We start from the raw sequence: 11,169 nt of genomic DNA, 5'->3' as shown, positions 1-11,169 counted from the left end.
CTCATCGGGGCGCTGGTGATCCTGTTGTTCCTCGCCGTGGCGGTCGGCATCGTGGTGTCGATGCTGTGATCCGCCCCCGCCGCCGGTCGGCCGTCACGGCCGACCGGGCGGGTCAGCGTGCGCGAAGCGTCACAGGATCGGCCTGCCACCGGTGACCGCGATGCGAGCGCCGGAGACGTAGCTGCCGTCGTCGGAGGCCAGCATGACGTAGGTGGGCGCCAATTCGGCCGGTTGACCGGCACGGCCCAACGGCGTGTCGTCACCGAAGTGCGCGACCTTCTCGACCGGCATGGTGGAGGGGATCAGCGGGGTCCAGATCGGTCCCGGCGCCACGCTGTTGACCCGGATTCCCCGTTCGCCCAGCAATTGCGCGAGGCTGGCGGAGAAGTTCGCGATGGCGGCTTTGGTCGCGGCGTACGGGGCCAGTGTCGGCGAGGGCATGTCGGAGTTGACCGAGGAGCTGCCGATGATCGACGACCCCGCAGGCATGTGCGGCAGCGCCGCCTTCACCAGGTAGAAGTAGGCGTTGATGTTCAATTTGACGGTGTGCTCGAATTCCTCGTCGCTGATCTCCTCCAGCGTCTGGTGCGTCATCTGGAAGGCCGCGTTGCTCACCAGGATGTCGATCTTCCCGAATTCCCGCACGGCCCGATCGATGACGGCGCGGCAATGGGCGGCCTCCGACAGGTCGCCGGGCACCAGGACGGCTTTGCGTCCGGCCTGCGTCACCAGGTCGGCGACTTCCTTGGCGTCCTCGTCCTCGTCGAGGTAGGAGATCAGCACGTCGGCGCCCTCGCGCGCGTAGGCGATCGCCACCGCCCGGCCGATTCCGCTGTCGGCGCCGGTGATGACGGCGGCCTTGCCGGTCAGTTTGCCGGAGCCGCGGTAGCTGTCCTCACCGCAGTCCGGTACGGGGGTCATCCGGGCCTGGATGCCGGGAACTTCTTGCTGCTGCGCGGGAAACCCCATGTCGGTGTTCTCCTTCTCCGCTTCGTGGGCTGGGGGTGATTCACGTGTCCTGGTTCTGCCGCCAGTCGCGCACCGCGTCACGAGCGCGGTCGAACACCGCCAGCGGCGGGCCGGCCAGCAGGTTCGCGACCGCGGACTCCCCCGCGTGGGGGTGCGGGCGGGTGGGGGCCACGGCTTCGGCGGCGCGTACCGAGCCCGCCATCCGCCGCAACTGGCTGGTGGAGAACTGCGCGCGCAGCAGGGTGAACTCCTCGGTTTCCTCGTGCGCGGCGTGCTCGGCCACGGCGTCGGCGAACTTCGCGAGCCGGGCGTCGAAATCGGGATGGTCCACCCCCAGGTCGTAGAGGTCCGCCAGGGCGCGTTTGGCCGCGTTCTCCTCCTCCAGCCGCGGCTGCACGATGTCGGCGTCCGCGCCGAAACGGGCCCGCGCCGCGACGGGGTGCACGACCTCCTCCTCGGCGCTCTCGTGCACGGCCAGTAACCGCACCAACTCGGTGAACAGATCCTGTTTCCCGTCCTCGCCCGCCTTCAGCCGCGCCAGCAACGCGAAGATCTCCTCGTGCTGGGCGGTCAGCAGCTCGACGACATCCTGTTCGGTCATCGCACACTCGTTTCTGTCGCTACGGAATGAACTCCTGGACCTTGGTTTTCGCACCCTGCGCGATCAGATGCCAGGCGTCCGGGTCGCCGCGCAACACGGCTTCGGCGGTGTCCTTCATCTGATCCCAGGTGGCGTGCGGCGGGATGGGCGGCACGTCGGGGTCGCAGTGCACGTCGAGCACCACCGGGCCGTCGGCGTGCAGGGCGCGGTCCCAAGCCGGCCCGAGTTCCTCGGGTGTCCGCACAGTGATGCCGGTCAGGCCCGCGCTGCGGGCGACTTCGGCATAGGAGACGTCGGGAAGGGCCTGCGACGGCTCGAATTTCGGGGCGCCGCCCATGGCGCGCAGCTCCCAGGTGACCTGGTTGAGGTCGTTGTTGTGGAAGACGCAGACGATCAGGCGCGGGTCGCTCCAGCGGGGGCGGTAGCGGGCGATGGTGAGCAGTTCGGCCATCCCGTTCATCTGCATGGCGCCGTCGCCGACCAGCGCGATCGCGGGCCGGTCGGGGTGGGCGAACTTGGCGCCGATGGCGTAGGGCACGCCCGGCCCCATGGTCGCCAGGGTGCCCGACAGCGACCCGCGCATCCGGCCGCGCAAGCGCAGGCAGCGGGCATACCAGTTGGTGGAGGACCCGGAATCGGCGGTGACGATGGCGTCGTCGGGAATGCGCTCGGACAATTCCCACACCACCCGCATGGGGTTGACCGGGTGGGCGTCCAGCAGGGACTGGCGTTCGATGGTCTGCCACCAGCGGGCGACGTTCTTCTCGATCTTCTCCCGCCAGCCGCGGTCGTCCTTGCGCCGCACGAGCGGAATCAGTTCCGCCAACGTCGATCTCGCGTCGCCGACCAGGTTCACCTCGGTCGGGTAACGCATGCCGATCATGGTGCCGTCGATGTCGATCTGCACGGCGCGGGCCTGCCCGAATTCGGGCAGGAACTGGCTGTAGGGGAAGTTCGATCCAACGATCAGCAGCGTGTCGCAGTCGCGCATGAGTTCGTAACTGGGCCTGGTGCCGAGCAATCCGATCGCACCGGTGACGAAAGGCAGATCGTCGGGCAGGACGTCCTTGCCCAGCAGAGCCTTCGCCACGCCCGCGCCGGTGCGCTCGGCGAGTTCCACGACCTCCTCGGCGGCCGAACGGGCGCCCTGCCCGATCAGGATCGCGACCTTGGATCCGGCGTCGATCACCTCCGCGGCGCGCCGGATGTCCTCGTACGCGGGAATCACGCGCGCCGCGGCCTGCCCGGGCGGGCTCGACGGCACCTGCTTGAAGGCGTGCTGCGGTGGCTCGTAGGGCTGCTCCTGCAGATCCGACGGCAGGATCACCGCGGTCGGGGCCCGCCGCGCGATCGCGACCCGGAAGGCGCGGTCCAGCGCGTTGGGCAATTGGGCGGCGACATTCACCTCGACCAAGTAGTCGGACGCGACGTCCTTGAACAGGTTCTGTAGATCGACTTCCTGCTGATAGCTGCCGCCCATCGCGCTGCGCGCGGTCTGCCCGACGATCGCCACCACCGGGACGTGATCGAGTTTCGCGTCGTACAAACCGTTGAGCAGATGGATCGCCCCCGGGCCCGAGGTCGCGGTGCACACGCCCACCTTGCCGCTGAATTTGGCGTATCCGGTGGCCTGGAACGCCGACATCTCCTCGTGGCGGGCTTGGATGAACGCCGGATCGTCGTCCGCGCGGCCGAAAGCGGCGATCAGGCCGTTGATCCCGTCGCCGGGATAACCGAAGACCTGCTCCACGCCCCACTCCCGCAGACGTTGTACGACGTAGTCACCGACCTGTCGAGCCATAGGGGTCCTCCTGTCCTGTGCCGGTGGCAGGGTCCGTCGCCAGGCGGGTACCCGGGCGGTGCGGCGCCAATCAGCGCGCCACCGGCGCTGGGGACTGCGGCTGGGGCAGCAACCGAGGAAGCAGCACGGCGGCGGCGGTGGCGGTCGTCGCGCAGGTGGTCGCGATCCCCCATCCGACGGGATCCAGCGGGCGGCAACCGAAATAGGTACACAGCCCCGGTGTCATCACCACCGCGCCGAGCACCGCGCCACTCGCGGCGGTGGTAAGCCACACCAGCGGGCTGCGGTAACCGGAGACCAGCGTCTGGCCCAGTTGGGTGCCGATGAGCGCGACCAGGCCGATGGTGGCGGCGCGCCGCTGCGTGCCGGTCACGCGGCCGAGGGTCCACGCGACCGACGCGCTGGTGGCCGTCGCGACACCGCGGACGCCGAGGGTGCGCAGCAGATCCGTGCCCAGGTGCGCACGCGGGAGTTCGGCCAGGCGTTCGGCCGCCCGCTCCGCCTGGGCCTTCGGGTCGTCGGTGTCGTCGGGATCGACCGCGTCCCCGTCCCGCGACAGCGCCAGCGCCATCGCGGGGAACATGTCGGTGAGCATGTTCACCAGCAGGAACTGCCGGGTGCCCAGCGGCGCTCGGCCGCTGACGGCGGTCCCGTACAGCGTGAAGGCCACTTCGCCCGCGTTGCCGCCGACCAGCACGCCGACCGCGTCGGTGACCCGCTGCCACATGCCGCGCCCTTCGACGAGGGCATGCAACAGCACGAGGGGGTCGGAGCGGGTGAGCACCATGTCGGCGGCATTGCGCGCGGCGATGGAACCCTGTGCGGCCAAACCGATTCCGACGTCGGCGGTGCGGATGGCGGCGGCGTCGTTGCTGCCGTCGCCGGTCATGCCGACGACGTGACCCGCGCGGCGCAGCGCCGCCACGATGCGCACCTTCTGTTCGGGATCGACGCGGGCGAAGACCGTGCCCTGTTCGATCAGCTCGGCTTGGGCGGTCTCGTCGAGGCGGTCGAGATCCGCGCCGGTCACGACCTGGCCCGCCTCGATGCCGAGCTGGCGGGCCACCGCCGCCGCGGTCACCGGGTGGTCGCCGGTGATCATGCGCACGCTGATGTCGTTGCGTTGCAGCGCGGTGACCAGCGGCAGCGTTTGCGGTCGTGGGGCGTCGGCGAGGCCGAGGAACCCGAGCAGGGTGAGTTCCACGACCGCCGCCTCGACGTCGTCGGGTGGGGTGGAAAGGTCGCGCCGGGCCACCACCAGCACCCGCAGGCCCTGTTCGGCCAGATCGCGCACCGCTCGTTCGGCGCGTTCGCGCATGCGCTCGTCGAAGGGGTGGTCGGTGTCGTTCACCCGCACCTTGGTGCAGCGCGACAGCACGACTTCGGGTGCGCCCTTCACGATCAGCCGCAGTTTGCGGGAGGTGTGGCCGAGGGTGGCGGCGTATCCGCGGTTGGATTCGAACGGGATCTCCTCGATCGCATCCCACTGCCGGGCGTCGTCGCCGAGTATCCGGGCCGCGGCGTCGACGACGGCGCGGTCGGTGGCGTGCGCGATCGGTCCCTCGGCGGGATCGGGGCAGGCGCGGGCCGCGGCGCGCAACAGACGGTGCGCGTCCTCGGAGCCCGCGTCCGGGGCCCACTGGTCGTCGAGATCGGCGAGGGTGGTCAGGCGCAGCCGCCCCTCGGTGAGGGTGCCGGTCTTGTCGAAGCACAGGGTGTCCACCCGGCCGAGGGCCTCGACGGTGCGGCTGGCGCGCACCAGCACACCGTGCCGTGACAGCCTGCGGGCGGCGGCGAGCTGAGCGACCGTGGCCACCAGCGGCAGTCCTTCGGGGACCGCGGCGACCGCGACCGCGACGCCGTCGGCGATGGCGGTGCGCAGGGGCCTGCCGCGCAGGATGCCCAGCCCGGTCACGACGCCGCCGCCGCTCAAGGTCAACGGCAGGGCGCGGTCGGTCAAGCGGCGCAGCTGCGCCTGCACACCGGCCTTCTCGGGCGGGATGGCGCCGGCGGCGGCGCGGCCCGCCTGGGTGTCGTGGCCGACGGCCACGACGATCGCCCGCCCGGTGCCGTTCACCACGGTGCTGCCTTCGAAGACCATGCAGGCGCGGTCGGCCACCGACGCGCCCGGGGTGGCGGAGACCTGCTTGTCGACGGTGATCGACTCGCCGGTGAGGCCGGATTCGTCCATCTCGAGGTCGTCCGCGCGCAGCAGCCGCGCGTCGGCGGGGACCACGTCCCCGGCGCGCAGCACGATGACATCGCCCAGTGTCAGCAGGTTCGCGGGCACGCGGGTTTCGCGCGGTTCGGCCGCGTCGAGTTCGGCGCGATCGATCACCCGGGCGGTGAGCTGCTCGCCCTCGAACAGCCGGTGCAACGCGCCCTCGGCGCGCTGCCGCTGCCAGGCGGACACCAGCGCGTTCACCGCGAGGACCGACGACAGCAGCACCGCGTCCGACGGGGCGCCGAGCACGGCGGTGGCGGCCGCGCCGACGCCGAGGATCGGGGTCAGCGGGTCGGCCAGTTCGCGGCGCAGTTGGCCCGCGAACGACGCCGCCGAGGTGAGCACGCGCACCCCGGGGATGCGGGCGGCGGTGTCCGGCTGGGCTCGTTCCTGCACCGGCCCGGGCTGCGGCAACCGGCTCAACACCTCGTCGGGTTCGAGGGCGTGCCAGGGCAGCAGCGGGGCGAGGGCGGCCGGTGGCTCGGTGCGCGCGGTTCGCCATCCGGTGTAGGCGCCGCTGAGCAGACCGGTGTAGTGGGCGGCGGTCATGGGCGAGGCCCGGCCCGCGCTGTCGGGGGCGACGGCCAGCAGCAGCCCGCCCAGCGCGGCCGCCGACAGCGCCAGCGAACGGCCGCGTTCGCTCACCTGCCGGGCCGGGGCGATGGCGGCGAGGACGCGGTGCGCCTGTCCGAGGTCGCGGCAGACCGCGTCGGCGGTCCAGGGCATCTGCAGGGCGTTGTCTTCCCGCACGGCCAGACCGATCCCGACATCGGCGCGGGCCAGGGCTTTGTGGGCGCGGGGGCTCAGCACCGCGACGACGTGACCGTCCTGTTGCAGCGTGCGCACCCGCTCGCTGAGCGAATGGGACGGGGAGACGAATTCGTCGGCCATCGACCGCAGTTCGGCGGCGTCGGCGCCCCCGGCGAGGGTGACGCGCAGGCCCGCGCTGCGCGCCCGGCTCAGCAGCGCGTGTGCCCGCCGGTCGAGTTCGCGGCCGATCAGGACTCGTCCGACCGGTTTGCCGTTGTCGTGGAGTTCGCGCCACACGGGGCGGGGCGTGGCACCGTCGTCGGGTTTTCCGGTGGCCGGGTGCACCAGTGTGCGGTGGCCCCCCGACGACAGGTAGCGATCGGTGTCGTCCGGCTGCGCGTCATTGTCCGCGCCTTCGCCGGCCTCTCGCTCCCACAGCAGGCGCTGGCCCGCGCTCCACACGTCGGCGACCGACCATCTCTGGTCGGTCGTTTCGGCGTCGAGTACCAAGCGGCGGGAGGTCAGCAGCGATTCTCCGTCGATGACCAGGGCGGACAATCGGTCGAGTCGCCGCCAGACCCGCGGGTGCAGCGTCAGCACGCCCGCGCGGCCGAGCCCCGTGGAGACGAGGGCGCCGTAGGCCTCCCGGCTGGCCCGCGCTGCCTTGGGCGCGCCGAGTTCCAGCGCGTCGGCGGCGCCGAACAGGCCGCGGCCGCCGAGGACGGAGGTGACCGCACCCACCAGCGCGGCCGCCGCTGTTTCGTCGGCGACCCGCTCGATCGGACCCTGCGGCATCTCGACCACGCGGGTGGACGGTGCCAGCGGATCGCACACTTCCGCAGGGCGGCGGTCGATCTCGGTCTCCCATTTTCGCCACTGCGCGTACCTGGTCATCGACTCGGTCAGGGTGAAACCGCGATGCACCGCGTCGATGACCAGATTCGCCGTGCCCGCCGCTGCGCTGTTGCCCAGGGCGTTGCCGATGGCGTTGGCGGTGGTGAGCACCATGTCCGTGCGTGGACGGCCGAGCTGTTCCTCCAGCCGTTTGCGCAGCCGGGGCTGGGTGTCGACGAAGGCTGCCGCCGCGCGCAACATCCGGGCGGGCCCGCGCAACGGCAGCACCGCGCCCACCGCGGACAATCCGATCGCACCGACGTCGCCCGCGACCTGGATCGCGGCCGCGAGCAGTGGTTCCCGATCCCCGGGGTGCTCGCGGCCGCGGCTCCAGTCCAGGTCGTCGACCGCGGTGTCGGCCTCGACGGACTCGATGGCCGATACCAGGGCGGGCAGGTCGGCCGCGCCGTGCTCGAGCGCGGCGACGACGCGGCCGGTCACCGCGTTCACCCGCCACCAGCGCACATCGCGGCGCCGGTCCAGCGTCCGGTGCAGCGCCTGCGTGACGTCTCCGCTCTTACCGGAGTCCAGCCCGCGCACCTCGACGGTGGCCCGGTCCTCGTAGAGCGCCACACGGCGGCGCGAACGCAGCGCGTGCGGATCGATCAGCGCCGCGAGCTCGTCGCGCAACTCCTCGTCGCTTCCCAGGTTCAGCAGCGACGCCCCCGCCCGCGCGCCCGCGGCCACCGCCTGCACCGGCGCCTGGGCCGCTTTGGTTCCCAGGTCGACGACCTTCTCCACGCCAGCGCGGGCCATCTCCGCCGCCACGGAGGTCGGCGCCTCGAGCCACCACGGTGAGACGACTCCGCGTAGTAAAAAGCTCATACCCGGCAAGCTACCCAGGCAAAGACAGAGCAAACCGTCCGCGGCCGCGGTCTCGGACCTCGGCCGGGGCCGGTGCGCCGGTCAGTTCGCGGCGGTCGGGTCGAGCACCACCTTCACCGCACCGTCGGTCTTCTGCTGGAACATCGCGTAACCCTCGGCCGCGCCGGTCAACGGCAGACGATGGGTGGCGAAGGTGTCCACGCCGAGCGGGTCGCCGTCGCTCAGCAGCGGCATGATGTCCTCGACCCACCGCTTGACGTTCGCCTGGCCCATCCGCACCTGGATCTGCTTGTCGAACAGCACCCGCATCGGCAGCGGATCGAGCATGCCGCCGTAGACGCCGATCACCGAGATGGTGCCACCGCGCCGGACGATGTCGATCGCGGAGTTCAGCGCCGCGAGCCGGTCCACGCCCGCGGTGTCCATCACCTTCTGGGCCACCGGATCCGGCAGGAACGCCGCCGAGCGCTGGGCTGCCGACGCGATCGGCGACCCGTGGGCCTCCATGCCCACCGCATCGATCACCGAGTCGGTGCCGCGGCCGTCGGTCCAGCCGCGGACGATGTCGCCGACCGGCTCGTCGACGGCGCCGATGTCGATCACCTCCACCCCGCGCGCGGCCGCCCGCGCCAGCCGTTCGGGCACCCGGTCGACACCGATGACGCGATAGCCGCGATGCGCCGCGACCCGGCAGGCCATGTCCCCGATCGGGCCGAGGCCGAGCACGGTCACCGACCCGCCGTCGGGCACCGCGGCGTATTCCACCGCCTGCCAGGCGGTGGGCAGTACGTCCGACAGGTACAGGAAGCGGTCGTCGGCCGGTCCCTCGGGCACCTTGATATGGGTGGCGTCGGCATGCGGCACCCGCAGATACTCGGCCTGGCCGCCGGGCACCTGCCCGTAGAGCTTGGAGTAGCCGAACAGGGCCGCGCCGCAGCCGTATTTGCGGACCTGCGTCGTCTCGCACTGGGTGGGCAGCCCGCTGCGGCACATGTAGCAGGCGCCGCAACTGATCTGGAACGGGATGACGACGCGGTCCCCGCGGGCCAGGCCGGTGACGGCCGAGCCGGTCTCGACCACACGTCCCATGGGTTCGTGGCCGAAGACGTCGCCGTTGCTCATGTACGCGCCGAGCACTTCGTACAGGTGCAGGTCGGATCCGCAGATTCCGCTGGAGGTCACCTCGATGATCGCGTCCGTCGGCGCCTCGATCCGCGGATCGGGCACCGTCTCCACGGCGACTTTGCGCCGCCCTTGCCAGGTCACTGCCTTCATCCGCGCGCTCCTCCGGTCGAAGTCGATACAGTCCGGGTCCTACCCGGACTCCGGTGCCCGAAACGACCGGCGACGGGTTCGCCCGTACGAACCGGAGGGGCGCAGGACGCGACCGCATCGCCCGGCGCGGGAGGGCGCGACCGAATGGTCGCCGCGCGTCAGGGGTGCCTGGACCTGGATCTGGTCGCCGACGGTGGTCGCCGTCGGGCGGCGATCCCGCACCCGACGCCACATCCCATTGCGCGGCACGCGGATCGGGGACCGCGGCGGTTGAGGGTGCGCGGGATGCCATGAGCCGGCGGTGCGCCGGATGTGTGCCGCCACCGATCCGGGGTAGGCGAAAGCCGTGGACCATACACGAGCTCCTCTCCTGGAAGCGCTTGCCGACTATCACCGGCTGGGCCGCTACGGCTTCACGCCGCCCGGGCATCGGCAAGGACGCGGCACCGACGAACGCGTCCTGAAGGTGATCGGCCGGGACGCCTTCGGCTCCGACGTGCTGGCCACCGCCGGGCTGGACGACCGGCTCTCGCGCGGCGGCTATCTCGCGCGGGCCGAAGCGCTGATGGCCGACGCGGTCCGGGCCGAATCGGCGTTCTTCTCCACCTGCGGCAGTTCCCTGTCGGTCAAGGCGGCCATGATGACGGTGGCGGGCGGCCACGACGGCGGCCTGCTCGTGGCACGCGACAGCCACAAATCCGTCGTCGCCGGGCTCGTCTTCTCCGGCGTGCAGCCGCACTGGATCACGCCGCGCTGGGATGCCGAGCACCATTTCGCGCACCCGCCCTCGCCGCAGCAGGTCCGCGACGCGTGGGACGCGCACCCCGGCGCCGCGGGGGCGCTGATCGTGAGCCCGAGTCCCTACGGCACCTGCGCGGACATCGCGGGCATCGCCGAGGTCTGCCACGAGCGGGGCAAGCCCCTGATCGTCGACGAGGCCTGGGGCGCGCACCTGCCCTTCCACGAGGATCTGCCGACCTGGGCGATGGACGCGGGAGCGGATCTGTGCGTGGTCAGCGTGCACAAGATGGGCGCGGGCTTCGAACAGGGCTCGGTGTTCCACCTGCAAGGCGATCTCATCGACCCGATCCGGCTCAGCGAATGCGCCGACCTGCTGATGACCACCAGCCCGAACGTGCTGGTCTACGCCGCGCTCGACGGCTGGCGCAGGCAGATGGTCGAGCGCGGCCACGAATTGCTCGGCGACGCCCTGCGGGTCGCCGAGAAGGCCAGGCGGCAACTCGCCGAGATACCGGGCATCGAGGTGCTCGAAGACGAACTGCTCGGCGCGGAAGCCTCGCACGACCTCGACCGGCTGCAGGTCCTGATGGACGTCTCCGGCACCGGGGCCAGCGGCTACCAGGCCGCGGACTGGTTGCGCGAGCACCGCCGCATCGACATGGGGTTGAGCGATCACCGCCGCCTGCTGGCCACGCTGTCGATGGCCGACGACAAGGACACCGTCGACACCCTCGTCGACGGCATCGCCGCTTGGCGCGACCAGCTCACCGATCCCCAGCCGCCGCGCATCGACCTCCCCTCACCCGAGGACCTGCAGCTCGAGACCGTGATGCTGCCGCGCGACGCCTTCTTCGGCCCGGTGCAGACGGTGGACGCGCACGACGCCGTCGGCCGGATCGCCGCCGAGCAGCTCACGCCCTACCCGCCGGGCATCCCGGTGGTCGTGCCGGGAGAACGTATCGATGCCGCCGTCGTCGAGTACCTGCGCACCGGGCTCGACGCGGGAATGAACGTGCCCGACGCCGCCGACTCCCGGCTGCGCACGATCCGGGTCGTCGCCCGCGACTGAACCGGACACATGGTGAATCA

General features: G+C 71.6%; 6 protein-coding genes. 1 reads left to right on the top strand and 5 read right to left on the bottom strand.

All coding sequences use genetic code 11. The features are described from left to right. Nucleotides 1–129: 129 nt before the first annotated feature. The 5 genes from ON29_RS30655 to ON29_RS30635 form a co-directional block, all read right to left on the bottom strand. Nucleotides 130–969, bottom strand: a complete 840-nt coding sequence (locus ON29_RS30655; RefSeq protein ID WP_040871663.1) for an SDR family oxidoreductase — start codon at nucleotides 967–969, stop codon at nucleotides 130–132. 40 nt (nucleotides 970–1,009) lie between these two features. Then, complete coding sequence (locus ON29_RS30650; protein WP_040871661.1) at nucleotides 1,010–1,570, bottom strand: hemerythrin domain-containing protein; 561 nt, start codon at nucleotides 1,568–1,570, stop codon at nucleotides 1,010–1,012. Between the two features lie 19 nt (nucleotides 1,571–1,589). Next, nucleotides 1,590–3,371, bottom strand: coding sequence for a thiamine pyrophosphate-requiring protein (locus ON29_RS30645; RefSeq protein ID WP_040871660.1), 1,782 nt, complete (start codon nucleotides 3,369–3,371; stop codon nucleotides 1,590–1,592). A gap of 70 nt (nucleotides 3,372–3,441) precedes the next feature. Continuing rightward, nucleotides 3,442–8,064: a cation-translocating P-type ATPase gene (locus ON29_RS30640; RefSeq protein ID WP_083864170.1), complete on the bottom strand. Its 4,623-nt coding sequence runs from the start codon at nucleotides 8,062–8,064 to the stop codon at nucleotides 3,442–3,444. An 81-nt stretch (nucleotides 8,065–8,145) separates the two neighbouring features. Continuing rightward, nucleotides 8,146–9,339 carry an alcohol dehydrogenase catalytic domain-containing protein gene (locus ON29_RS30635; RefSeq protein WP_040871659.1) on the bottom strand — a complete coding sequence of 398 codons (1,194 nt, stop codon included), beginning with the start codon at nucleotides 9,337–9,339 and terminating at the stop codon, nucleotides 8,146–8,148. Nucleotides 9,340–9,685: 346 nt separating this feature from the next. On the opposite strand from ON29_RS30635, the gene ON29_RS30630 reads away from it, so the two are divergent. Then, on the top strand, nucleotides 9,686–11,149 hold the full coding sequence (locus ON29_RS30630) for an aminotransferase class I/II-fold pyridoxal phosphate-dependent enzyme (protein WP_040871657.1): 1,464 nt from the start codon (nucleotides 9,686–9,688) through the stop codon (nucleotides 11,147–11,149). The last annotated feature ends 20 nt before the right edge of the window (nucleotides 11,150–11,169 follow it).

It is taken from the genome of Nocardia exalbida NBRC 100660, from assembly GCF_000308575.1.
Classification (GTDB): Bacteria; Actinomycetota; Actinomycetes; order Mycobacteriales; family Mycobacteriaceae; genus Nocardia; species Nocardia exalbida.
The sequence above is the reverse complement of the archived record's forward strand: the minus strand, read 5'-3'. Positions and strand labels throughout refer to the sequence as shown.

Bases quoted from the DNA above. Each gene is read 5' to 3' on its own strand.
- ON29_RS30655 (WP_040871663.1), bottom strand. From the start codon at position 969: ATGGGGTTTCCCGCGCAGCAGCAAGAAGTTCCCGGCATCCAGGCCCGG.
- ON29_RS30650 (WP_040871661.1), bottom strand. From the start codon at position 1,570: ATGACCGAACAGGATGTCGTCGAGCTGCTGACCGCCCAGCACGAGGAG.
- ON29_RS30645 (WP_040871660.1), bottom strand. From the start codon at position 3,371: ATGGCTCGACAGGTCGGTGACTACGTCGTACAACGTCTGCGGGAGTGG.
- ON29_RS30640 (WP_083864170.1), bottom strand. From the start codon at position 8,064: ATGAGCTTTTTACTACGCGGAGTCGTCTCACCGTGGTGGCTCGAGGCG.
- ON29_RS30635 (WP_040871659.1), bottom strand. From the start codon at position 9,339: ATGAAGGCAGTGACCTGGCAAGGGCGGCGCAAAGTCGCCGTGGAGACG.